Raw genomic sequence first — 22,203 nt, 5'->3', positions numbered from 1 at the left:
CCGCCGCCCGGACCGCCCCGGGCCTGTGCTTTCCTCCGGGCGGAACGTATCTGATGGTCCGTCAGTCAGCCTTAAAATCAGACAACATGACGAATCCTGGGCCCTGTTCCACCCGCCCCGCCGGATAGGCTCGTACTGCGCTCTCGCACCGCCACGCCCGGATGGTGGAATGCAGACACGGCGAGCTTAAACCTCGCTGCCCCTTGCGGGCGTACCGGTTCGAATCCGGTTCCGGGCACTCACTTCCTCACCGGCGTGACACCACCGCCACGTTCTCAGCCCCGTTCGCGTTCCACCGGGAGCCACAGTTCGGCCTCCGCCTCGGTCCCGTCCGCGGAAGGACGGGCGCGCAGGATCTCGGGGCCGGGGCGGCTGCGGTACGGGTTGGAGGGGAACCACTGGGTGAACACGTCCCGCCACAGCTCCTGGATGGCCTGCGGCGCCGGCCCGGAGGTGGTGAAGACCGCCCAGGTGCCCGCGGGGACGGGGAGGACCGTGGTGCCGTCGGGCGCGGCCGCCGAGGTGATCACCCCCTGGTGGTAGTCGAGGAAGGTGCCTTCGGCGCGACTCGGGTCCAGGTCGTCGCAGACCGCGACGACCCCCCGCGGTTCCTGGTCCGACAGCTCGTCCAGACGTGCCACGAGCCGCGGGTCGATCCCGCGGACGAAGTCGACGATCGCCTGGTTCGGCCCCGAGTGCACCAGGGGGACCCGGGCCTTGAGCCCGACGACCCTGAAGTCCGGCCTGTCCACGACGCGGTAACGCATGCTGCTGCTCCCTTCGACGGTGAGGCGGAAGGCCAACCGGGGCTGGGAGACCAGCGCGGCGCCGGTGCGCCGGGCCTCGCCCGGTCCGACCCCGTGCACGGCGCGGAACGCCCGGGCGAAGGCCTCGCCCGATCCGTACCCGTAGCGCACCGCGACCTCCAGCAGCGTCGCGGGCCCCGCGAGCACCTCCGCGCCGGCGACGGTCAGCCGGCGGCGCCGTACGTACTCCGAGAGCGGCATGCCCGCGAGCGCGGAGAACATCCGGCGCAGGTGGTACTCCGAGGTGCCCGCGACACGTGCCAGCGCGGCCACGTCGACCTGCCCGTCGAGATGGCGCTCGATGTGCTCCAGGGCCTGGTTGAGACGTTCCAGCACTCCCGGTCCCCTTCCTCTTCCACGACCCACGCTAGGCGTCGGGCACCCCGCCGGACCCGACATCCTGTGCCCGGTCGGGTCGGGTGGCAGCGACGTCCGCCGCCGCACGGGCGAACGCCCGGACCCGGGCCGTGGTGTTGCCGTGCCGCCACACCAGACCGCGCTCGATGGGCGGTGCGTCGTGGAGGGGGACGTAGGCGAGGTCCGGCCGGGGGTAGTAGCGGCGTGCGTGCTCCCCGACGGGGAGGACGCCCCGGCCCAGCGCCACCAGGGTGAGCATCTCGGAGAACGACCCCCCGGACGGCCCCTTCGGGACCGGGCGGCCCGACGGGGTGCGCTCCGGGGTGCGGTCCCGCTTGAAGGCCACCGAGGTCACCTCCGGGTACTGCACCACGGGGTGGTCCGCGAGCACCTCGAGCGACACCGACTCCCGGCCGGCCGCCGGGTGCCCCGCGGCCACCGCGAGCACCCGGCGCTCCCTGAGCAGCACCGGTCCGCGGACCATCCCGTCGAAGGGGAAGGAGGCCAGGAGCACGTCGACGGAACCGTCCAGCAGGCTCGCCCGGGAGGTGGCCAGCTGGACCTCGCGCACGTCCACCCGGCAGTCGGGATGGCGCTCGGAGAACAGGCGGACCACCCTCAGCAGCGTGGGCGCCGTGCCCTCGCCGAGGAAGGCCACGCGCAGTGCGCCGGTGATGCCGCGGCCGGCGTCGGCGGCCCTGCGCAGCGCCTCCTCCATCCCGGCGACGAGGGGGAGCAGGTCGTCCGCGAGCCTCCTGCCGACCGGGGTGATCCGGACGCTGCGGCTGTTCCGCTCGAAGAGCGGGCAGCCGATGCTGCGTTCCAGCTTGCCCACCACCTGGCTGACCCGCCCGGTGGTGACCCCCAGGCGCTCGGCGGTCCGGCCGAAGTGCAGCTCCTCGGCGAGGGTGAGGAAGGCCTCGATCTCCACCCGCTCCAGCACGCTTCCCCCTCGGCGTTGAACTCCGCTCAACGATCGTACGGTGATCATGTCTTGATGGCGGCGGCCCCCCGGCGGATCGTGGAGGACGTCCACGGCACACCACCTCTGGAGGAGACATGACCGTGCTGCGCGTGAAGGCCTTCGACCACCTGGTCCTCAACGTCGCCGACGTCGAGCGGTCCCTGGCCTTCTACACCGGACCGCTCGGGCTTGAACCGGTGCGCGTCGACGAATGGCGCGCGGGGAAGGCCCCGTTCCCGTCGGTGCGGGTCACCCGGGAGACCATCATCGACCTGGTCGCCGGGCCCCGCGGCGAGTCCAACGTCGACCACATCTGCCTCACCGTGGAACCGCTGGACTGGGAAGAGGTCGTCGCGTCCGGGGTGTTCACGGTGCTGGAGGCCAACGTGCGGAGGTTCGGCGCGCGCGGCTCGGCCCTGTCGACCTACGTCCAGGACCCGGACGGCAACACGGTCGAACTGCGCTGGTACCCGCAGGACGCGCAGGACTGAGCGCGGCTCCGGGCGCCGCCTTCGGCGCCCGGCCCGGTTGCTACAGTGCGCCCGTGTCCGACTCCTCGCGTGAATCCCTGGCCGGCGCCGGCTGGGAGAGCCAGCAGCCCGGCGCCTACCGGGAGTTGATGCCGGCCCGGGTGGTCAACCTGTCGTGGCTGGACCCGGTGACCCTGTGGAAGGCCCGCAACGGCCCGCTCGCCTCGCTGTTCGGCGACCCGACCGGCCGGGACCGGCAGCGCTGGGTCAACGGCCAGCTGGAGCGAGGGGCGTCCGGCACGGACCTGGTGATCGAGCGGGACGACCCCGACACCTTCTCCTTCCTCCTCCTCGGCGACACCGGCGAGGGCGACGACCCGCAGTACGCCGTCGTCCCCGGGATGCTCAAGGCGGGCGCCGGCACGCGCTACGCCGTGATCTGCAGCGACGTCCTCTACCCCGTCGGCAGCGCCGACGAGTACGACACGAAGTTCTTCCGGCCCTACCGGGACTACGACGCCCCCGTCTACGCCATCCCCGGGAACCACGACTGGTACGACGGGCTCAACGGCTTCATGCGGGTCTTCTGCCGCGCCCCCGCCCTGCCGCCCGCGCCGCGCCCCCGCCGGTTGACCCGGGCCTGGTGGCGCACCCTGCTGTGGGCGAAGCCCGACGTGCCGGACGACGCCCGGCTCGACGAGGCCCGGCGGCTGCGCTCCGCGCCCTCGCAGACGGCCTCCCAGCCCGGCCCGTACTGGGCGATCGACTCGGGGCCGATACGGATCATAGGCATCGACACGGGGCTGCTCGGCGACATCGACAGGGAGCAGGGCGAGTGGCTGCGCCGGGTCTCCCTGGGGCCCCGCCCCAAGATCCTCGTCACCGGTTCCCCGATCTACGTGGACGGCGAGCACCACCCCTGCGCCATCGAGGGCGGCGGCACGGTCGACGAGGTCGTCCGCGACCCGGAGCGCAACTTCGTCGCCGTGATCGGCGGGGACATCCACAACTACCAGCGCTACCCGGTGGACGTGGACGGCCGGAGGATCGAGTACGTCGTCTCCGGCGGCGGGGGCGCCTTCATGCACGCCACCCACACGATCCCCCGGGTGGCGGTCGGCGGCGTCACCGAGGACCGCTTCCGCTGCTACCCGATGCGCGGCGACTCCCTCGCCTTCTACAGCCGGCTCTACGGCCGCCGGCTCCACCTGCGCCGCCTGTTCGACCTGACCCCGGACGAGGCGTCCGCGGTCCTCGCCCGGCGCCTCGGCATCCCGGCCACCCGGGCCACCGGCGCCCGCGTGACCTGGCGGACCCGCTTCGTCGCGAGCGTCCTGGGTGCTCCGCCCCGGCCGGACCGCAGGCGCCGGCTGCGCCTGCCCGTCCGCCGGGTGCTCACCCGTCTGCTCTCTCCGGGCTCGGCGACGTACAGCCCGCCGTTCTTCAAGAGCTTCCTGCGGCTGGACGTCAGCCCGGCCGCCGTCCGCGTGCGGTGCTTCGCCGCCACCGGCCTGCTGGCGCACGAACTGGACCCGCCGGTCGAGGACGACTTCACCGTCCCCTTGCCGTACGCGAACGGTACGTGAACGCCGGGGTCCTTTCCCCGGCCCTTCCCGCTGCGCGCATCACGATGCCCCGCGACGGCGGTGATCTGCACGAACGCGCCGGATGCGGCGGTGCGGGGCGGCCCGCGGACGGAGGCGCCGCGACCACCTGTACGGACAAGTCCGGGCCTAGGCTTTTACCGTCACCTGAAGGTCCCGTCGCGTTCTGGACATCTGCGCTTAGTCAACCTTCCCCCTAAGGCTCCTAAGTTCACAGCCAAGCAATGGCAAGCAGTGAGCAACGGAGGTCGTTGTGTCCGAGGGTGTTCGCAGGGCCCGGCGGTACGCCGCGCCCGTGGCGGCTGCGGCCGCCGCCGCGGTCGTGACCATGGTGGTCAGCCCGACGCTGGGTGCGTCGGCCACGGCCCCGCAGACCGCAAGCAAGGGCAAGGCCCCGGCTGCGAAGAACGTCATCTTCATCAACGGCGACGGCATGGGTGCCGCCGCCCGGCAGGCCGCGCGCCTGCACCTGACCGGTCTGAGCGGTCAGCTCGCGATGGACAAGCTCCCCTACTCGGGTCAGCTGACCACCGAGCCGGACGACCCGAAGGCCGTCGTCACCGACTCCGCCGCGGCCGCGACCGCGTGGGCGACCGGTGAGAAGACCTACAACGGCGCGATCAGCGTCGACGTGGACGGCAACCCGCTGGCCACCCTGGGCCAGCAGGCCAAGGCCGCCGGCAAGGCCACCGGCCTGGTCACGACCGCGCAGGTCACCGACGCGTCCCCGGCCGCCTTCTTCTCCAGCACGGCCAACCGGTCGGCGCAGGACGAGATCGCCCGCCAGTACATCGAGGTCAGCAAGCCCGACGTCATCCTGGGCGGTGGCGAGGACTGGTGGCTGCCCGCGGGCAGCCCCGGCGCCTTCCAGGACAAGCCCGCCGAGGACACGTCCGAGGCGAGCAAGGGCACCAAGGGTGACCTGATCAAGAAGGCCCAGAAGGCCGGCTACTCCTACGTCTCCAGCGCGGACCAGCTGAGCCGCGCCAAGGGCGGCAAGCTCCTCGGTCTCTTCGCCAACGAGGAGATGTTCCAGCAGCGTCCCGAGGGCCAGGGCGACGTGTACAACCCGGTGGTCGGCCTGTCCACCATGACCAGCAAGGCCCTCAGCACGCTGGACAAGAACAAGAAGGGCTTCTTCCTCATGGTCGAGGAGGAGGGCGTGGACGAGTTCGCGCACTCCAACAACGGCGCCCGCGTCCTGCAGTCCATGCAGGAGCTGGAGAAGGCCGTCGCGGTGGCCCGCGCCTACGTGGCGACCCACCCCGACACCCTGCTGGTCGTCACCGGTGACCACGAGACCGGCGGCCTGGCCGTGGAGGAGGCCGACTCCGCCGACGAGTCCGGCGACGGCATCTCCGCCGAGGACGGTCCGTTCAGCATCCACGGCAGCGACAAGTCGTTCTACATCGACTGGACCACCTCCGGTCACACCGCTGTGGACGTCCCCGTCACCGCGGCCGGCCCGCTCGCGGACCGCTTCACCGGCAAGCACGCCAACACCTATGTGCACGACGTGCTGAGCCAGATCCTGGCGACGCGTCGCTGAGCGAGGATCCACGTGCGGCGGGTGCCGGGGAGGGGACGTCCCCTCCCCGGCACCCGCCGTTCCTCCCCGGCGGTGTGGCGCCGCGGGGACGGGGAAAGCCGTGGTGACAGGCATGGTGCGCGGGCCGCAAAAGATCCTCCTTGAGGCGTAGGCGACCCGCTTTGCCATACCATTACTCTTGGTGCGAAGCCGTATCGCGCGGCCATGGAGGAGTGACAGATGAGGAGCAGCAACCCGGTCTTCTCGCGGCGTGGGTTCTCCCGCGGGGAGGGCTACGCGGGCTTCGGCGGTCAGCCGCAGACGCAGGGCGTCCCCCAGACGGGCGGCAACCCCTACGCGGGCACGAACCCGTACGCGGGCAGCAACCCCTACGACACCACGTACCAGGCCCCGCCGGGCGCCCCCGTGCAGACCGGCCGGATGACGATGGACGACGTCGTCATGCGCACCGCCATGACCCTGGGCACCGTGGTGCTCGGCGCGCTCGTGGCGTGGTTCGTGCTGCCGGTCTCGGAGAAGAGCTACGGCCTGGCGATCGGCGCCTCGCTCGTGGCCCTGGTCCTGGGCCTGATCCAGTCGTTCAAGCGTGAGGCCTCGCCCGCGCTGATCCTCGGCTACGCGGTCTTCGAGGGTGTCTTCCTCGGCATCTGGAGCAAGATCCTCAACTTCATGTGGCCGGGCATCCCGCTCCAGGCCGTGCTGGGGACCATGGCGGTCTTCGTCGGCATGCTGGTGGCGTACCGCACCCGCCTGATCCGGGTCACCGCCCGCTACACCCGCATCGGCATGGCGATCGCCATCGGCTTCGTCATCCTGACGTTCGTCAACCTGATCGCCGCGATGATCGGCGGCGGTGACGGCCTCGGCCTGCGCAGCGGTGGGCTCGGCATCGTGGTCGGCATCATCGGGATCGCGCTGGGCGCGTTCTTCCTGTCGCTGGACTTCAAGCAGATCGAGGACGGCATCCAGTACGGCGCTCCGCGCAAGGAGTCCTGGCTGGCGGCCTTCGGGCTCACGCTCTCCCTGGTCTGGATCTACCTGGAGATGCTGCGGCTGATCGCGATCCTGCGCGGCGACGACTGAGTGCGCTGACCCGCGAGGGACATTCAACGGGCCCCGGAGGCAATGCCTTTCGGGGCCCGTTCGCATGTGCGGGAGGGGAGGCGCGTCAGCCGAACCTCCGCGCGGCCCGCCTCAGGTCGTATTCGTGGACGATGGCCTTGGCGTGTCCGTAGGACAGGTCGTGCTCGCTGCGGAGCCAGCTGACTTTCTCTTCGAAGCGGAGGAAAGCGGGCCCGTCGTCGACCGTGCGAAGCCATTCGCCGATCTCGCGGCCGGTGCAGTGGGGGATGTGGGAGAGCAGGTTCCGGTGGGTCTCTTCCGAGAAGGTCTGTGACATCGGCGCCTCCGGTATGCGTTCCGGTCACCCCACCGTGCCTGAGCCGTCGACCGTTGGCAACAGTGCAACGCACTCGGTTGTGTGTACGCACCGGTAGGCTCGCGTGGTGCTGGACTGTACGACGCTCCGCGACGCCGCCGGACTCCTGGCGGCGCGTTACCGCTCCCTGCCGCAGAGCCGGCTCCGTGGCGAGGTGGCCCGGGCGGGCCTGGAACTCGCCCGTGAATTGGCCGCGATGGCACAGCGGATCGAGTTCCCCGGGCGGGAACCGCTGCCGGTGCCGGACGAGGGGGTCTTCGTGATCGGCGACCAGATCTCCGTGGCCGCCCACGACCTGGCCGCCGCCCTGGAACCGCATCCGGAACTGGCGCACGTACGCGACGCGGCCGTGTCCCGGATCGGGGACACGGCCGCGCGGTGCGGTCCGTAGGACGGGCAGGACGGGCTACAGCGAGGCGACCACCCGGTCGGCGAGCACGTAGACGGACTCCTCGCCGTAGGTGAAGGTCAGCGCGTAGCCGCCGGCGACGGCGGAGCCGCCCAGCAGTATCGGGGACTCGCCCTGGTCCAGGGCGTCGCAGAGGCGGTCGGCGGTGTCCCGGTCGCCCGGGGTCATGCAGAGCGTGGTGCCGTCGGCGAAGACGTACACGTCGAGCGTGCCGAGCGGGCCGGGACGGACGTCGGCGAGCGGCATCCGCAGGTCCGCGAGTTCGGACAGGCGCTCGGCGGTCTGCTCCTGGTTGGCCACGACCGGTGCCGGGACGCCGAACTCGGCGTCGGAGGGGTGCCGGAAGGGCGCCGGGCCACCGGGCTCCAGGCCCGCGAGGTCGGCCTGGCGGGGCAGGAACGGGCCGTACGGCAGTACCTCGTAGTCGGTGCCGGCGACGCCCGGGACCGGGCCGGCCCCCTGGCCGCCGAAGAGCTGGGCGTCGAGCTGCGGGTCCACGAGGGCCTCGCCGGACTCGCCCGTCCCGTAGCCGAGAGGGGCTTCCTGAGCGGCCCAGAAGGCACGTGCCTCGGCCAGTTCGCGCTCCCGCTCGTCGGCGAGCGCGTCGGCGACGGCGGTGCGGATGGCCTCGGCGTCCGGAGTGGTGCGTGCGGCGGGAACCCCGGCCGCCCGCCCGGCACGGGCCTCGGCCAGGTCCGCGCGCAGGGCCGCGACGTCACGACGTACGCCGCGTGTGGCGAACAGCGCGGCGGAGCCGGCGGCCACGGCGGTTGCCGCGCCCGTCAGCAGGACGAGGAACATGGCGCTCACTGGCGTACTCCCGACTGTGCTTTCCCGAGCCTGGCCCCCTGTACACCACCACTCTGCACCGGAATCCATGGCCTCTGCAGTGCGGAACGTCACGAAATGGGAGGGTACAAAGTCTCGCCCCGTACCGGTGGCACGCCTCTGACCTGCCTAAACGACCGCCCCCGGGATTAGGTCACATCCAGGGGGCGGTTCGATTGCGACTTGTGTCTCGAACGTACGTCCGAGGACCGGGAAGGGCCCGCGGGGCCCGTTACGACAGGCGCTCGATGACCATGGCCATGCCCTGACCGCCGCCGACGCACATGGTCTCCAGGCCGAACTGCTTGTCGTGCCACTGGAGCGAGTTGATCAGCGTGGTGGTGATGCGGGCGCCCGTCATGCCGAAGGGGTGACCGACGGCGATCGCACCGCCGTTGACGTTGAGCCGGTCGATGTCGACGCCCAGGTCCCGGTAGGAGGGGATGACCTGCGCCGCGAAGGCCTCGTTGATCTCGACCAGGTCGATGTCGTCGATGGTCAGCCCGGCACGCTTGAGTGCCTGGCGGGACGCCTCGACCGGGCCGTGGCCCATGATCTCGGGGGAGAGGCCGGAGACGCCGGTGGAGACCACCCGGGCGAGCGGGGTGATGCCGAGCTCGCGCGCCTTGGTGTCGCTCATGACGACCAGCGCCGCGGCGCCGTCGTTCAGCGGGCAGCAGTTGCCGGCGGTCACGGTGCCGTCGGGGCGGAAGACCGGCTTCAGGCCCTGCACGGCCTCCAGGGTGACCCCGGCGCGCGGGCCGTCGTCCTTGGCGACGACCGTGCCGTCGGGCAGCGTCACCGGGGTGATCTCGCGCTCCCAGAAGCCGTTCTTGATGGCCTCCTCGGCCAGGTTCTGCGAGCGGACGCCGAACTCGTCCTGGTCGGCACGGGTGACGCCCTTGAGGGCCGCCAGGTTCTCGGCGGTCTGGCCCATCGCGATGTACGCGTCCGGGACCAGCCCGTCCTCGCGCGGGTCGTGCCACTCTCCCCCACCCTGCGCGGCGCGGGCCGCGGTGCGGGCCTCGGCCTCGGCGAAGAGCGGGTTGTGGGTGCCGGGCATGCCGTCGGAGCTGCCGTTGACGAAGCGGGACACGGTCTCGACGCCGGCCGAGATGAAGACGTCGCCCTCGCCCGCCTTGATGGCGTGCAGCGCCATCCGGGTCGTCTGCAGCGAGGAGGAGCAGTAACGCGTGACCGTGCAGCCCGGGAGGTGGTCCATGCCCATCTGCACGGCCACGATCCGGCCCAGGTTGTGACCCTGCTCGCCGCCGGGCAGGCCGCAGCCCAGCATCAGGTCGTCGATCTCGCGCGGGTCGAGCTGCGGCACCTTGGCGAGGGCCGCCTGGATGATCGTGGCGGTCAGGTCGTCGGGACGCAGGTCCTTCAGGGACCCCTTGACGGCCCGGCCGATGGGGGAGCGGGCGGCAGAGACGATCACGGCTTCGGGCATCGCGACTCCTCGACGAGGCGGCGGGGGTACGGCTGGGACTCTCTGGGAAGTTACCTGTACGTAGCGGAGGGAGTCACGGCCTGGGGGCTGTGACGCGGACCTCTTTCTGAGCGCTTGCTTAGTCCATGATGGCGCATCCTCGTGGCGAACGCGCCCCCCGTGCGATGCTGACGTGGTGAATCCGGACGACCTGGTACGGCTGCGGCGCGCCCGTGACGCGATGGACCGCGACTACGCGGAACCCCTCGACGTCACCGCACTGGCCCGCGCGGCGCTGATGTCCCCCGGCCACTTCTCGCGCAGCTTCCGGGCCGCGTTCGGCGAGTCCCCGTACAGCTACCTCATGACGCGCCGGATCGAACGCGCCAAGGCCCTGCTGCGACGCGGCGACCTCACGGTCACGGAGGTCTGCTTCGCGGTCGGCTGCACCTCGCTCGGCTCCTTCAGCTCGCGCTTCACCGAACTCGTGGGCGAGACCCCGAGCGCCTACCGCGCCCGTGACCACGAGCCGGGCGCACCCATCCCGGCGTGCATCGCGAAGCGGTACACCAGGCCGGTCAGGAACAAGGAAGCGAAGACCGCGGCGCGGGCCCAGGCCCTGTCGTCAAAGTAACGCCGGCCGCCCGGAGCGCGGGGCAGGCGGGACTTTGACGAGAGGGCCTAGCGTGGTCCGCATGGACATCACGCTGTCACAGTGCTTCATCGCCGTCGACGACCACGACAAGGCGCTGCCCTTCTACCGCGACGTCCTCGGCCTGGAGGTCCGCAACGACGTCGGCTTCGAGGGCATGCGCTGGGTGACGGTCGGCTCGCCCGACCAGCCGGGCGTGGAGATCGTGCTCGAACCGCCCCTGGCGGACCCGGGCGCCTCCGACGCGGACAAGCAGGCCATGAGCGAGCTGCTCGCCAAGGGCATGCTGCGCGGGGTCATCTTCGCCACCAGTGACGTCGACGCCACCTTCGAGCGCATCCGCGACGCGGGCGGCGAGGTGCTCCAGGAGCCCATGGACCAGCCCTACGGCGTCCGTGACTGCGCCTTCCGCGACCCCTCCGGCAACCTGCTCCGCTTCAACCAGCGCAAGGCCGGCTGACGCGGGTTCCAGGTGTCACGGTCGCCGGAGCAGCCGGCGGCGGACGTAGGTGCGGGGTGCCGTGCGGCGCGTATCGCCGCCCCCGGGGGCCCGCACCACGCCGGGGTTGACCCCCTGCGGCGAGCGGACGGCGGCGGTCCCCGACGGGTGCCCTCGCGGGTGGATGGGAGACAGCCCCCGCCGCAGGCGCAGCGACCCGCGGACGGCGGCGGCGGGTTGCCGCACGGCGCATGCCGCCGCCCGAAGGGCCGCACCACGCCGGGGTTGACCCCCTGCGGCGAGCGGACGGCGGCGGTCCCCGACGGGTGCCCTCGCGGGTGGATGGGAGACAGCCCCCGCCGCAGGCGCAGCGACCCGCGGACGGCGGCGGCGGGTTGCCGCACGGCGCATGCCGCCGCCCGAAGGGCCGCACCACGCCGGGGTTGACCCCCTGCGGCGAGCGGACGGCGGCGGTCCCCGACGGGTGCCCTCGCGGGTGGATGGGAGACAGCCCCCGCCGCAGGCGCAGCGACCCGCGGACGGCGGCGGCGGGTTGCCGCACGGCGCATGCCGCCGCCCGGCCCGCAACCCGCCGGAGGCGCTAGTTCTGGGCGGCCTCGGCCGCCGCCGTGGCGGCGGGTTCCGTCGCGTCGGGGAGGCGGCGACGGCGGCGGCGCTTGAGGAGGGCCCAGCGGCCGCGGGGGCCGGAGACCGTGCCGGCGGCCGCGGTGACCTCGGTGCCGGCCTCGCCCGCGGCTTCCGCGGCGGCCTGGGCCACCGGGAGGAAGCCCTCGCCGCGCCGGGCGTCGGGGCGCTCGTCCTCCTCGGGCCAGAGCCCGACCGCGGAGCACAGCGTCGGCAGCATCGCCATGGCCGCGGTCGCGTAACCCTCGGCCGACGGGTGGTAGTTGTCCGGGCCGAACATCTCGCGGGGGCGAGACTCGAACTCGGGCCCGAGCAGGTCGCCCAGCGACACGGTGCGGCCGCCGAGGCCCACCACCGCGATGGTCTGCGCGGCCGCGAGCTGTCGGCTCAGCCGCCGCGCGATCCAGCGCAGCGGCTGGTAGACCGGCTCGATCGTGCCCAGGTCGGGGCAGGTCCCGACGATCACCTCGCAGCCCGCCTCGCGCAGCCGCCGCACCGCGTCGGACAGCATCCGCACCGAGACGGCCAGCGGCATCCGCCGGGTCACGTCGTTGGCTCCGATCATGATCACGCACAGACCGGGCGCGGTGCCGGGAACGGGCCCCAGCAGAAGATCGACCTGGCGGGCCAGGTCGTCGGACTGTGCGCCGGGATTGGCCACGTTGACCAGCCGCACCGGCCGTTCCGCCACCGCCGCCACCCCGGAGGCCAGCAACGCGCCGGGGGTCTGGCTCGCCCGGTGCACCCCCTGCCCCGCCGCCGTGGAGTCGCCCACGAGGGCCAGCACGATCGGCCGCTCGTCGGTGCTCAGCGCGAAGGCGGCGCCGTAGACGCCGTCCGCGCGGGGCGGGACGGCGTCGGAGCCGCCCACGGTCCTGCGGGCGAGCGCGGCCTCGGTCAGCACCAGGCCGACCGCGGCGCCGCCCAGCAGCCCGATGCCGCCACCTCCGTACGCGGCGGCCGTCGCGATCCGCCGCGCCACCCTTGCCCTGGACAACGTCCACCTCCCGCGCCGGGTGTGCGGACCCTCGTGGCCCGACCCGTACAACGATTTGTTGCCCCGTCCGATGCCCGCCGCAACCGCTGGGAGGCCCCGACTCAGGTCAGCCGCTGCTGTGCGACGAACCAGGCGAGCTGGGTGCGGTTGGCGGTTCCGGTGGACTCCATCAGGGACCGGATCCTGCGCTGCAGCGTGCGCAGGGATATCCCCAGCTGGGAGGCGATCGCCTTGTCGGGCAGCCCGGACATCAGCAGCGAGAGCAGCTGCTCGTCGAGCTCGGGGGAGCCGGGGAACTCCGGGTCCTCCTCGGTCTCGCCGAGCGAGGGCATGCGCAGCGGCGTGCCGCGCAGCCAGCGGTCCTCGAAGAGCTCCAGCAGCGCGTCGACCAGCACCGAGGGGTGGAGCAGCAGCAGGCCGGCGGAGGAGACCACGGAGCGGTCGCGGCCGCCGGACAGCGGCAGCAGCGCCCGCTCGGCGTCGACGATCATCAGTTTCATCGGCACGGTCGGCGCCGCCCGGGCCAGCTCGCCCGGCTCGACGAAGCCCGGCATGTCGGCCGCGCCGGGGTACACCAGGGCCGTCGTCTCGTACAGGGAGCGGTACTCGACCCCGGCGGTCAGCCGCTCCTTCTGCACGACGTTGCCCGCCGCGGCGACGTACGGCGGCCGCACGAAGGTCAGCACCTCCTTACGGGCCTCGCGCTGCAGCTGCTCGATCATGTGCTGCTGCTCCGTCTCGCCGTGGATCACCTCGGCGATCCCACCCGGCATCACGGGCTCGGCCGGCCGGGACGGGCGCACGGCGGCGAGCGCCGTGAGCCGTTCCCGCACGGAGGCGAGGCCGGACTCCACGGCGGCCAGGCCGCTGAGCGCGGCGGCGTAGTCGGCGTTGCCCGTGCCCGCTTCGATGGTGTCCGGGTGTTTCTGGTCAGGCATGGCCCACCCCCCGGTTGTATAAGCCCGGTGTCGTAACAGCGACGTGTCGTGATCGCGCCACGGTGTGACTCTACAACCGGACCTTCCGGGGCGTACGTAACACCAATGTGAAGCATGCGACGCCCGGTGCCGGCGTGGGCGACCCCCCACCGGAAAACCGCTTACCCTGGCCTCACAATCACGGAGAACCCGGAGACAATGGTGCAGTTCCACGACTCGATGATCAGCCTCGTCGGCAACACCCCGCTGGTGAGGCTCAACAGCGTGACGGCAGGAATCCAGGCGACCGTCCTGGCCAAGGTCGAGTACTTCAACCCCGGCGGTTCGGTCAAGGACCGCATCGCGCTGCGGATGATCGAGGCCGCGGAGAAGAGCGGCGAGCTCAAGCCCGGCGGCACGATCGTGGAGCCGACCTCCGGCAACACGGGCGTCGGCCTGGCGATCGTGGCCCAGCAGAAGGGCTACCACTGCATCTTCGTCTGCCCCGACAAGGTCTCCGCGGACAAGATCAACGTCATGCGGGCCTACGGCGCCGAGGTCGTGGTCTGCCCCACCGCCGTGGACCCCGAGCACCCGGACTCGTACTACAACGTCTCCGACCGGCTGGTGCGCGAGACCCCGAACGCCTGGAAGCCCGACCAGTACAGCAACCCCAACAACCCGGCCTCGCACTACCACTCCACCGGCCCGGAGCTGTGGGAGCAGACCGAGGGGAAGATCACGCACTTCGTGGCGGGCGTCGGCACCGGCGGCACCATCTCCGGCACCGGCCGCTACCTGAAGGACGCCTCGGACGGCAGGGTGAAGGTCATCGGCGCCGACCCGGAGGGCTCCGTCTACAGCGGCGGCTCCGGCCGGCCGTACCTCGTCGAGGGCGTCGGTGAGGACTTCTGGCCCACCGCCTACGACCGCACCGTCGCGGACGAGATCGTGGCGGTCTCGGACAAGGACTCCTTCCAGATGACCCGCCGCCTGGCCAAGGAGGAGGGCCTGCTCGTCGGCGGCTCCTGCGGCATGGCGGTCGTCGCGGCGCTGCGCGTGGCCGAGCGGCTCGGCCCGGACGACGTCGTGGTCGTCCTGCTGCCGGACTCCGGCCGCGGCTATCTCTCGAAGATCTTCAACGACGAGTGGATGGCCGACTACGGCTTCCTGGAGGAGGGCACCGGCCAGGCCCGCGTCTCCGACGTGCTGGACCGCAAGGACGGCGGCATCCCGCAGCTGGTGCACATGCACCCCGAGGAGACCGTCGGCCAGGCCATCGAGGTGCTGCGCGAGTACGGCGTCTCGCAGATGCCGATCGTGAAGCCGGGCGCCGGGCACCCCGACGTCATGGCCGCCGAGGTCACCGGTTCGGTCGTGGAGCGGGAGCTGCTCGACGCGCTGTTCACCAAGCGCGCCACCCTGGACGACCCGCTGGAGCGGCACATGAGCGCGCCGCTGCCGCAGGTGGGCTCCGGCGAGCCGGTCGGCGACCTGATGGCGGTGCTGGGCTCGGCCGACGCGGCGATCGTGCTGGTCGAGGGCAAGCCGACGGGTGTGGTCAGCCGCCAGGACCTGCTCGCCTTCCTCGCCGAGGAGGCCAAGTAGCGGCACCCGGGGCGCACCCGGGGACGTCCCCGGGAGGTCCGCCACGGGTTCGCGGAAGTGGTACACCCACGTCACGTGGCCGCAGCACGCGCTTAACACGCGTCCGGCACATTGGTGGATGTCGGCGGACGGCACACCGGTCGCCCGGCCGACACCACGGATGTGGCGCCAAGGACCTCCGGAGCGGCTCCCGGACCTCCATGGTGACCCCAGGACGTGTGGCCCGGCCCTGATCCGGCCCACGTCCCTCGCGGGGACCGCCGTCGTCCCGCCCCCCGGGTGACCGGGGGTGCGGCGGTTCCCGCGCAATCTGTGGAAGAGCGGTCCGCGTCCCCGCGCGGGCCGCTCTTCTGGTTGAGTGGCCGCCGTGATCAGCGCACAGACGTTCGCAGCCGTCGAGGAGTCCATACGCACCGTGGCCGACGAGGAGGCGCTCGCCCGCTTCGGCCGCCTCGCCGAGGGCGACGTCGACGAGAAGAAGGGCCCGCTGGACCTCGTCACGGTCGCCGACCGCCGGGTCGAGGAACGCCTCACCCGTACGCTCACCCGCCTGCTGCCGGGCTCCGCCGTCATCGGCGAGGAGGCCGTGCACGCCGACCCCGCGCTGCTCGGTGCGCTGCTGGGCGAGGCTCCGGTCTGGATCGTCGACCCGGTCGACGGCACCTCCAACTTCGTCCGCGGCGACTCCTCGTTCGTCACCCAGGTCGCCCTCGCCGCGCGCGGTGAGCTGCTCGCCTCCTGGACGTACCGGCCCGTCGACGGGGTCCTCGCCACCGCCCGGCGCGGCGAGGGCGCGCACGTGGGCGGCCGTCCGCTGCGGCTGGGCACCGGCGGCGCCCAGGACGGGGACGAGGTGCTGCTGGTGGCCGGCGCCCGGCCCGCGCACCTCACCGCCGACCAGCACCGGAGGCTGTACGAACTGGGGGCCGCGCACGGCGTCAAGCCCTGGGCGAGCGGCTCCGCCGGCTGCGACTACCTCGACGTCGCGCTCGGGCGGCTCGACGCGGCCACCTACGCCTACGACAACCCCTGGGACCACTCCGCCGGCGTCCTGCTGGTCGCCGAGGCGGGCGGAACGGTGCTGGGCGCGGACGGGCTGCCGTTCCGCATGGCCGCCGGGCCGCTGCCCTTCGCCGCGGCACGCGACGAGACCGCGGCCCGCCGCGTCGTGGCACTGCTCACCGCGTAACGCGGCGCCGGCTGCGACCGCGGAGCCGGGCACACCGCGGGTCGGGCCATACGGCCTCGACCCGTGCGGCGCCCGCCGCGGACGCGTTCCGGCCCGGGCGGGGCCGCCCGCCGCCTCAGGGCCGTCAGTCCTCCCAGGCGTCCGGGTCCTTGCCGCGGCGCGGCGCGCTGCCCCGCTCGTTGAACAGCCATCCCAGCGAATGGGCGGCGTTGACGGCGACGATGCCGACCCAGGCGACGAGGAGCCCGGGCAGGTCGCCCTTGTCGGCCGCGATGGCGGACAGCGGGATCGCCATGATCAGGGAGAACGCCCCGAAGCCGTAGCGGGCGCCGAAACGGCCGCCCCCATGGCCGCGCGCCTCCGGGCCGACCCGGCGCCCGGCACGGGCGAACGCCGTCTGGTGCTCGGCCAGTTCGCGGCGTACCCGCCGCTCGACCTGGGAGTCGATGCGCCGGTCCATCTTCTCCAGGAAGGAGTCGATGAGGGCCGACTCGTACTCCTCCCCCAAGTCCTTGCGCGCCTGGATGGTGGCGGCGAATTCCTTCTTGAGCTCTGGGTCAAGGGCGTCCATGACGCCACCGTACGGACCGGTCGGCCCGGTGGCACTGGGGGAAACCCCCGAACGTTCCCGGGGGTCGCCCCAGTAGGGTCGTGGGGTGACCGGACACGCGCCGCGCCTGCTGACCGCCCTCCACCACGCCCCGTCCGACCGCCCCGACGCGGTCACCGTCGACGGGCGCCCGAGCTCGCGCGAGGAACTGCTCGGTGCCGCGGGCGCCTTCGCGGCGCGCGTCGCGGGTGCCCCGGCGGTCGCCGTGCACGCGGCGCCGTCCCTGGAGACGGTCGTGGCGGTCGTCGGCGGCCTCCTCGCGGGTGTCCCGGTCGTCCCGGTGCCGCCCGACGCGGGACCGGCCGAGCGCGACCACATCCTGCGCGACTCCGGGGCCGTGCAGGCGCCCCCGGTCGTGCTCACCGAGCGCCGGTCCTGGGACGGCCCCGAGCCGGACCCGGACACGACGGCCCTCGTCCTGTACACCTCGGGCACCACCGGGGCGCCCAAGGGCGTTCTGGTCCCCCGCCGCGCGGTCGCCGCCGGACTCGACGCCCTCGCCGGGGCCTGGGAGTGGACGCCGGAGGACACCCTCGTCCACGGCCTGCCGCTGTTCCACGTGCACGGTCTCGTGCTCGGCGTGCTCGGCGCGCTGCGCACCGGGAGCCGTCTGGTCCACACCGGCCGCCCCACCCCGCAGGCGTACGCGGCGGCGGGCGGCAGCCTCTACTTCGGCGTGCCGACCGTCTGGGGCCGGGTCGCGGGGGACCCGGAGTCCGCCAGGGCGCTGAGCGGCGCCCGGTTGCTGGTCTCCGGCAGCGCGCCGCTGCCGGCGCCGGTCTTCCGTGAGCTGGAGGCGCTGACCGGGCAGCGGCCGGTAGAGCGCTACGGCATGACGGAGACCCTGATCACGGTCAGCACCCGGGCCGCCGGTGAGCGGCGCCCCGGCTCCGTCGGGCTGCCGCTGTCGGGGATCCGCACCCGGATCGCGGCCGAGCCGGGCGCGGAGATCGGCGAGCTCCAGCTGACCGGGCCCACCCTCTTCGACGGTTACCTGGGACGGCCGGAGGCGACCGCGGCCTCGTACACCGAGGACGGCTGGTTCCGCACCGGGGACATCGCGGCGATCGAGCCGGACGGCATGCACCGGATCGTCGGCCGGGCCTCCACCGACCTGATCAAGTCCGGTGGCTACCGGATCGGCGCGCGCGAGGTGGAGAACGCCCTGCTGGACCACCCCGCGGTGCGGGAGGCGGCCGTGGTGGGCGCCCCGCACACCGACCTCGGCCAGGAGATCGTGGCCTACGTGGTGGCGGACGGGGTGGGCGAGCGCGAGCTGATCGACTTCGTGGCCGGTCACCTGTCGGTGCACAAGCGCCCGCGCAAGGTCCGCTTCCTGACCGAACTGCCGCGCAACGCGATGGGCAAGCCGCAGAAGAAGCTGCTGCCGCCCGTGTGAGCCGGGGCGCCTTGCCCTCCTGCATAGAATCATGCAGAGTCATCGGCACATGAATGGCCGACCGGAGAGGGCGTCATGGCCACCGAGAACGCCACCGGAGCCGACGGGACCGACACCGCGTCCGCGCGCCTGATGAAGCTGTTCGAGGCGCACCGGCTCACGCCCACCCAGCGCCGCATCGCGCACTGCCTGGTGCGGCGGGCCGCCGACGCGCCCTTCCTGTCCAGCGTCGAGGTCGCCGAACTGGCCGGGGTCAGCCAGCCCTCCGTGACCCGCTTCGCCGTCGCGCTCGGCTTCGACGGCTACCCCGCGCTCCGCCGCCACCTGCGCGACGTCGCCCCCGCTGCGGCGCCCCAGGGGCAGCCGGCCGGCGACCGGTACAACGAGTACCAGGAGGCCGTGCAGGCCGAGATCGAGAACCTGAGGCACCTCGCCGCGCTGCTCGCCGACCCCGCCCCGGTCGCCCGCGCGGGCGCCCTGCTCGCCGCGTCCCGGCCGCTGCCCGTGCTGGGGCTGCGGGCCGCGGCCGCCCAGGCCCGCGGCTTCGGCTACTTCGCGGCCAAGGTGCACCCCGACGTCCGTCTCCTCGACGAGGGCGGCAGCATGCTCGCCGACCGCGTCGACGCGGCCGTGCGGGCCGGGGCGAGCGCCCTGCTGTGCTTCGCGCTGCCCCGGCATCCCCGTGAGGTGGTCGAGGCGCTGGAGTACGCCCGCTCCGCCGGGCTGACCGTCGTCACCGTCGCCGACAGCGCCTTCGCGCCGGTCGCCGCCCACTCCGACGTCCTGCTCCCGGCGGCCGTCGGCACGGGACTCGCCTTCGACACCGCGTGCGCGCCGATGCTGCTCGGGCGGGTGCTGCTGGAGGCGATGTGCGACGGGCTGCCGGACGCGCAGGCGCGGCTGGAGGAGTTCGACGCCAAGGCCGCGGCGCAGGGCCTGTTCGTGGAGTGAGCCGCCCCGCGGCCCGGGGCCGGACGTGGACGCCGGGTCAGGCGCGCACCCCGTCGTGCTCCACGATCAGATGGCGGGGACCGCGCAGCACCGGGCTTCGCCGGTACGGCGGCGGGTCCTCCGCCAGCCGGAGGCCGTCCAGGTCGCGCAGCAGCGCGGTGAGGGCGATCTGCGCCTCCAGCCGGGCGAGCGGCGCCCCGAAGCAGCTGTGCACACCGCTGCCGAAGCCCAGGTGCTGGTTGTCCGTGCGCTGCGGGTCGAAGCGGTCGGGGTCCCGGAAGCGCTGCGGATCACGGCTGCCGGAGGCGAGCACCAGGATCAGGGGCGCCCCCTTGGGCACGGTGACCCCCGCGACCTCGACGTCCACCAGCGGGGTGCGCTGGGGCAGCATCTGCACGGGCGGCTCGAACCGCAGCAGTTCCTCCACCGCCTGCGGCATCAGGGCCGGTTCGCGGCGCAGCAGGTCCAGCTGGTCGGGCCGGCGCAGCAGGGTGAGCATGCCGTTGGTGATCAGGTTGACGGTGGTCTCGTGCCCGGCGACGAGCAGCAGCACCGAGGTCACCATCAGCTCGATCTGCGTCAGCCCGCCGGCCGGGTCCTGGTCGTTGACGAACGCCGCCAGCAGGTCGTCGGAGGGCTTGCCGCGCCGCTGCTCGGCCAGCCCGCCCAGGTAGACCCCCATCGCCCTGCGGGCCTCGGTGGCGGCCTGCGTGCGCTGCGTGGGGTCCTCGTCGGGGTTGAGGTCGAGTCCGCCGACGATCGCGTCCGACCAGCCGCGGAACATCGGCTCGTCCTCCCGGGGCACGCCCAGCAGCCGGCAGATCACGGTGACCGGGAGCGGGTAGGCGAAGTCGTCGACGACGTCGATGCGCTGCTTGTCCCGGAGCCCGGCGACGAGGCCGTCGGCGATCCGGACGATCTCGCCGTGCATGGCGTCGACCCGGCCGGGGGTGTGCGGCGGGCCGAAGGGCCGCATGGCGGTGCGGCGGAGCCGGTCGTGCTCGGGATCGTCCACGCCGATGAAGGACGGCGCCAGTTCCCCGGCCAGCCGGGCCTCCTGCGGGTCGCTGCGGTGGCGCCGGTCGGAGCTGATGCGCGGGTCGTGGAGCAGGGCCTTGATCTCGTGGTACGTGCCGACGAGGTAGCTGCCGTCGTCCTGCGGCGCCACCTTGCTCTCGCGGAGTTCGGCGTAGAGCGGGTAGGGATCGGGCCGGCTGGCGTAGTCGGTGATCCTTCGGAACAGCGTGTCCGCAGCCATGCGCGGGGGCTCCTCGTCGTCGTGGGCCGCGGCGTCCTGCCACGGCCCGTCCGCGGCGCTGGCGGCGGCGGCCTCAGCCGCCGTGCCGCACCAGGGTCAGGCGCCGGTCCGGCAGATGACCGGTGAGGGCGACCGTCGGGCCGTGCGAGAGCACCGCGGGATCGGGCACGTCGGACGGCAGGGGGATCATCGGGGCGGTCCGGTCGGCGGCCCCGGGCTCGGGCGGGAACGGCGCGGCCGTCTCGATCAGGTTCTGGTAGTAGTCCAGCCACTTGGCCCGGTTCACCGACACCGCCGCCGTGATGCGGCCCTTGTAGCCGTAGACGACGACCAGCCGGGCCTCGCGCAGCGAGCCCTGGGCGACGACGACCTGGTCGGAGTAGGTCGGCACGCCCACCGACTTGATGTTGTGGCCGAACTGGCTGGACCAGAAGGTCGGCACGGCCAGGTGCGGCCGCCGGAACGGGCCCGCGCTGACCATGTTGTGCGCCGCCACCTCGGCCTGCGCGACCGCGTTGCCCCAGTGCTCCAGGGCGAGCAGCTGGTAGCCGAACAGGGGGTGCGGGAAACGGGCCACGTCGCCGGCGACGAACACGTCGTCGGTGACGATGCCGTACATGTTGAAGGCACGGCAGCCGGCGTCGCAGGTCACGCCGCGCGGGCCGGCGGCCAGGCCGGACTCGGCCAGCCACTCGGTGTTGCGGACCGCGCCGAGGGCGACCACCGCCACGTCCGCCTCGACGGTGCTCCCGTCGGAGAGCCGGGCGCCGGTCAGCCGGCCGTCTCCCTCCAGGGAGGTGACCTGCACCCCGCAGCGGAGGTCCACCCCGTGCCTGCGGTGCATCTCGGCGGCGACCGCGGCGAGCGTCCCGCCGAGCGCCCCCACCAGGGGCGCGGGGCCGCGCTCCACCACGGTCACGGGGATGTCCCGCTCCCGGCAGGCGGAGGCGATCTCCGAGCCCGTGAAACCGGCACCGATCACCAGCACACGCCGGGGCCCGGCGTCCAGCCGTTCGGCGAGCCCGGCCGCGTCGTCGCTGGTCCGCAGCGCGAACACACCGTCCAGGGCGGCCTCGGCCGGGTTCGGCCAGGGCCGGGCGCGGGTGCCGGTGGCGATCAGCAGCCGGTCGAAGGGCAGTTCCTCGCCGTTCGCGAGGAAGACGCGCCGGCCGATCCCGTCGACCCCCGTGGCGGCGACGCCCAGCTTCCACTGCGCGTCCACCTCCCGGCGCGCCGGGAGCCCGGTCGCCGTCGCGGGCACGCGCCCGAGCAGCACCTGCTTGGACAGCGGCGGCCGGTCGTACGGCGGGTGCGGCTCGTCGCCCACCAGCGTCAGCGACCCCGCGAAACCCTCGTCGCGCAGCGTCTCGGCGGCCCGCAGGCCGGCCAGGGACGCGCCGACGATGACGATGCGCCCGTCGCGCAGTTCACCGGACATCGGCACCCGCCGCCCCGCCCACCAGGATGGCCTGCACCGGGCACGCCACCGCGGCCCGGTGGACGCGCTCTTGCTGGTCCTCCGGGACGGCCGGGACGTACAGCAGGGCCTCCTCGCCGTGCAGTTCGAAGACCTCGGGAGCGAGGAACGCGCACTGCGCGTAGGCCTGGCAGCGATTGAGGTCGACCACGATGTTCATACGCACCACTCCAGCCCCGAAGGCCCCCGCTCTCAGTGGTAGCA

22 protein-coding genes and 1 tRNA gene are annotated in these 22,203 nt (G+C 73.1%); 12 read left to right on the top strand and 11 right to left on the bottom strand.

Annotated features, from left to right (window positions below; all coding sequences use genetic code 11):
• Positions 1-155 precede the first annotated feature (155 nt).
• A tRNA-Leu gene (locus AC1VWI_RS19090) sits at positions 156-238 on the top strand.
• Between the two features lie 37 nt (positions 239-275).
• Here the strand turns inward: AC1VWI_RS19090 and AC1VWI_RS19085 are convergent.
• Positions 276-1,142 carry an AraC family transcriptional regulator gene (locus tag AC1VWI_RS19085; RefSeq protein ID WP_499512216.1) on the bottom strand — a complete coding sequence of 289 codons (867 nt, stop codon included), beginning with the start codon at positions 1,140-1,142 and terminating at the stop codon, positions 276-278.
• Positions 1,143-1,173: 31 nt separating this feature from the next.
• On the bottom strand, positions 1,174-2,106 hold the full coding sequence (locus AC1VWI_RS19080) for a LysR family transcriptional regulator (RefSeq protein ID WP_499512215.1): 933 nt from the start codon (positions 2,104-2,106) through the stop codon (positions 1,174-1,176).
• 116 nt (positions 2,107-2,222) lie between these two features.
• Here AC1VWI_RS19080 and AC1VWI_RS19075 point away from each other — a divergent pair, with 116 nt between their 5' ends.
• The 4 genes from AC1VWI_RS19075 to AC1VWI_RS19060 all read left to right on the top strand — a co-directional run bounded on the left by AC1VWI_RS19075 (position 2,223) and on the right by AC1VWI_RS19060 (position 6,833).
• Entirely contained in the window at positions 2,223-2,618 is a 396-nt protein-coding gene (locus AC1VWI_RS19075; protein WP_499512214.1) for a VOC family protein, read from the top strand.
• 53 nt (positions 2,619-2,671) lie between these two features.
• Positions 2,672-4,183 (top strand): metallophosphoesterase family protein, encoded by a 1,512-nt coding sequence (locus AC1VWI_RS19070; protein WP_499512213.1) that lies wholly within the window; start codon positions 2,672-2,674, stop codon positions 4,181-4,183.
• 271 nt (positions 4,184-4,454) lie between these two features.
• The gene (locus AC1VWI_RS19065) at positions 4,455-5,750 is read left to right on the top strand and encodes an alkaline phosphatase (protein ID WP_499512212.1); all 1,296 of its coding nucleotides are present in this window, start codon (positions 4,455-4,457) and stop codon (positions 5,748-5,750) included.
• 219 nt (positions 5,751-5,969) lie between these two features.
• Entirely contained in the window at positions 5,970-6,833 is an 864-nt protein-coding gene (locus AC1VWI_RS19060) for a Bax inhibitor-1/YccA family protein (protein ID WP_499512211.1), read from the top strand.
• 85 nt (positions 6,834-6,918) lie between these two features.
• Here AC1VWI_RS19060 and AC1VWI_RS19055 read toward each other — a convergent pair whose 3' ends face one another.
• Positions 6,919-7,149 carry a DUF4287 domain-containing protein gene (locus AC1VWI_RS19055; RefSeq protein WP_319161564.1) on the bottom strand — a complete coding sequence of 77 codons (231 nt, stop codon included), beginning with the start codon at positions 7,147-7,149 and terminating at the stop codon, positions 6,919-6,921.
• Between the two features lie 106 nt (positions 7,150-7,255).
• On the opposite strand from AC1VWI_RS19055, the gene AC1VWI_RS19050 reads away from it, so the two are divergent.
• Positions 7,256-7,579: a hypothetical protein gene (locus tag AC1VWI_RS19050; protein ID WP_499512210.1), complete on the top strand. Its 324-nt coding sequence runs from the start codon at positions 7,256-7,258 to the stop codon at positions 7,577-7,579.
• 15 nt (positions 7,580-7,594) lie between these two features.
• Here AC1VWI_RS19050 and AC1VWI_RS19045 read toward each other — a convergent pair whose 3' ends face one another.
• Together AC1VWI_RS19045 and AC1VWI_RS19040 are read right to left on the bottom strand one after the other, a co-directional pair.
• Entirely contained in the window at positions 7,595-8,407 is an 813-nt protein-coding gene (locus AC1VWI_RS19045; RefSeq protein WP_499512209.1) for a hypothetical protein, read from the bottom strand.
• 250 nt (positions 8,408-8,657) lie between these two features.
• A complete protein-coding gene (locus AC1VWI_RS19040) occupies positions 8,658-9,878 on the bottom strand; it encodes an acetyl-CoA C-acetyltransferase (RefSeq protein WP_499512208.1) in 1,221 nt (406 codons plus the stop codon).
• A gap of 175 nt (positions 9,879-10,053) precedes the next feature.
• On the opposite strand from AC1VWI_RS19040, the gene AC1VWI_RS19035 reads away from it, so the two are divergent.
• Both AC1VWI_RS19035 and AC1VWI_RS19030 read left to right on the top strand, forming a co-directional pair.
• Entirely contained in the window at positions 10,054-10,491 is a 438-nt protein-coding gene (locus AC1VWI_RS19035) for a helix-turn-helix transcriptional regulator (RefSeq protein ID WP_499516856.1), read from the top strand.
• A gap of 61 nt (positions 10,492-10,552) precedes the next feature.
• The gene (locus tag AC1VWI_RS19030) at positions 10,553-10,969 is read left to right on the top strand and encodes a VOC family protein (RefSeq protein WP_499512207.1); all 417 of its coding nucleotides are present in this window, start codon (positions 10,553-10,555) and stop codon (positions 10,967-10,969) included.
• 580 nt (positions 10,970-11,549) lie between these two features.
• On the opposite strand, the gene AC1VWI_RS19025 is transcribed toward AC1VWI_RS19030, so the two are convergent.
• Positions 11,550-12,575, bottom strand: a complete 1,026-nt coding sequence (locus AC1VWI_RS19025; RefSeq protein WP_499516855.1) for an SGNH/GDSL hydrolase family protein — start codon at positions 12,573-12,575, stop codon at positions 11,550-11,552.
• Between the two features lie 116 nt (positions 12,576-12,691).
• Entirely contained in the window at positions 12,692-13,528 is an 837-nt protein-coding gene (locus AC1VWI_RS19020; protein WP_499512206.1) for a helix-turn-helix transcriptional regulator, read from the bottom strand.
• Between the two features lie 201 nt (positions 13,529-13,729).
• On the opposite strand from AC1VWI_RS19020, the gene AC1VWI_RS19015 reads away from it, so the two are divergent.
• Both AC1VWI_RS19015 and AC1VWI_RS19010 read left to right on the top strand, forming a co-directional pair.
• Positions 13,730-15,115, top strand: a complete 1,386-nt coding sequence (locus AC1VWI_RS19015; RefSeq protein ID WP_499516854.1) for a cystathionine beta-synthase — start codon at positions 13,730-13,732, stop codon at positions 15,113-15,115.
• A gap of 367 nt (positions 15,116-15,482) precedes the next feature.
• Complete coding sequence (locus tag AC1VWI_RS19010; RefSeq protein WP_499512205.1) at positions 15,483-16,304, top strand: inositol monophosphatase family protein; 822 nt, start codon at positions 15,483-15,485, stop codon at positions 16,302-16,304.
• A 124-nt stretch (positions 16,305-16,428) separates the two neighbouring features.
• On the opposite strand, the gene AC1VWI_RS19005 is transcribed toward AC1VWI_RS19010, so the two are convergent.
• A complete protein-coding gene (locus AC1VWI_RS19005) occupies positions 16,429-16,875 on the bottom strand; it encodes a hypothetical protein (RefSeq protein ID WP_499512204.1) in 447 nt (148 codons plus the stop codon).
• 85 nt (positions 16,876-16,960) lie between these two features.
• Between AC1VWI_RS19005 and AC1VWI_RS19000 the strand changes: the two genes are divergently transcribed.
• Positions 16,961-18,313 carry an acyl-CoA synthetase gene (locus AC1VWI_RS19000; RefSeq protein WP_499512203.1) on the top strand — a complete coding sequence of 451 codons (1,353 nt, stop codon included), beginning with the start codon at positions 16,961-16,963 and terminating at the stop codon, positions 18,311-18,313.
• 75 nt (positions 18,314-18,388) lie between these two features.
• Positions 18,389-19,264, top strand: coding sequence for a MurR/RpiR family transcriptional regulator (locus AC1VWI_RS18995; protein ID WP_499512202.1), 876 nt, complete (start codon positions 18,389-18,391; stop codon positions 19,262-19,264).
• Positions 19,265-19,301: 37 nt separating this feature from the next.
• Here AC1VWI_RS18995 and AC1VWI_RS18990 read toward each other — a convergent pair whose 3' ends face one another.
• From AC1VWI_RS18990 to AC1VWI_RS18980, 3 genes are all read right to left on the bottom strand, one after another.
• The gene (locus AC1VWI_RS18990) at positions 19,302-20,522 is read right to left on the bottom strand and encodes a cytochrome P450 (protein WP_499512201.1); all 1,221 of its coding nucleotides are present in this window, start codon (positions 20,520-20,522) and stop codon (positions 19,302-19,304) included.
• 73 nt (positions 20,523-20,595) lie between these two features.
• Positions 20,596-21,960: an NAD(P)/FAD-dependent oxidoreductase gene (locus AC1VWI_RS18985; RefSeq protein WP_499512200.1), complete on the bottom strand. Its 1,365-nt coding sequence runs from the start codon at positions 21,958-21,960 to the stop codon at positions 20,596-20,598.
• Positions 21,950-22,159: a ferredoxin gene (locus AC1VWI_RS18980; protein WP_089222253.1), complete on the bottom strand. Its 210-nt coding sequence runs from the start codon at positions 22,157-22,159 to the stop codon at positions 21,950-21,952. The genes AC1VWI_RS18985 and AC1VWI_RS18980 overlap by 11 nt, the downstream gene beginning before the upstream one ends.
• Positions 22,160-22,203 lie beyond the last annotated feature (44 nt).

It is taken from the genome of Streptomyces sp. TOM-9 (assembly GCF_056858595.1).
The sequence above is the reverse complement of the archived record's forward strand: the minus strand, read 5'-3'. Positions and strand labels throughout refer to the sequence as shown.

Excerpts from the sequence above, each read along its gene's own strand:
- AC1VWI_RS19030 (WP_499512207.1), top strand. The coding sequence starts at position 10,553 with ATGGACATCACGCTGTCACAGTGCTTCATCGCCGTCGACGACCACGAC.
- AC1VWI_RS18980 (WP_089222253.1), bottom strand. The coding sequence starts at position 22,159 with ATGAACATCGTGGTCGACCTCAATCGCTGCCAGGCCTACGCGCAGTGC.
- AC1VWI_RS18990 (WP_499512201.1), bottom strand. The coding sequence starts at position 20,522 with ATGGCTGCGGACACGCTGTTCCGAAGGATCACCGACTACGCCAGCCGG.
- AC1VWI_RS19055 (WP_319161564.1), bottom strand. The coding sequence starts at position 7,149 with ATGTCACAGACCTTCTCGGAAGAGACCCACCGGAACCTGCTCTCCCAC.
- AC1VWI_RS19075 (WP_499512214.1), top strand. The coding sequence starts at position 2,223 with ATGACCGTGCTGCGCGTGAAGGCCTTCGACCACCTGGTCCTCAACGTC.
- AC1VWI_RS19060 (WP_499512211.1), top strand. The coding sequence starts at position 5,970 with ATGAGGAGCAGCAACCCGGTCTTCTCGCGGCGTGGGTTCTCCCGCGGG.
- AC1VWI_RS19020 (WP_499512206.1), bottom strand. The coding sequence starts at position 13,528 with ATGCCTGACCAGAAACACCCGGACACCATCGAAGCGGGCACGGGCAAC.
- AC1VWI_RS19040 (WP_499512208.1), bottom strand. The coding sequence starts at position 9,878 with ATGCCCGAAGCCGTGATCGTCTCTGCCGCCCGCTCCCCCATCGGCCGG.
- AC1VWI_RS18985 (WP_499512200.1), bottom strand. The coding sequence starts at position 21,960 with ATGTCCGGTGAACTGCGCGACGGGCGCATCGTCATCGTCGGCGCGTCC.
- AC1VWI_RS19005 (WP_499512204.1), bottom strand. The coding sequence starts at position 16,875 with ATGGACGCCCTTGACCCAGAGCTCAAGAAGGAATTCGCCGCCACCATC.
- AC1VWI_RS18995 (WP_499512202.1), top strand. The coding sequence starts at position 18,389 with ATGGCCACCGAGAACGCCACCGGAGCCGACGGGACCGACACCGCGTCC.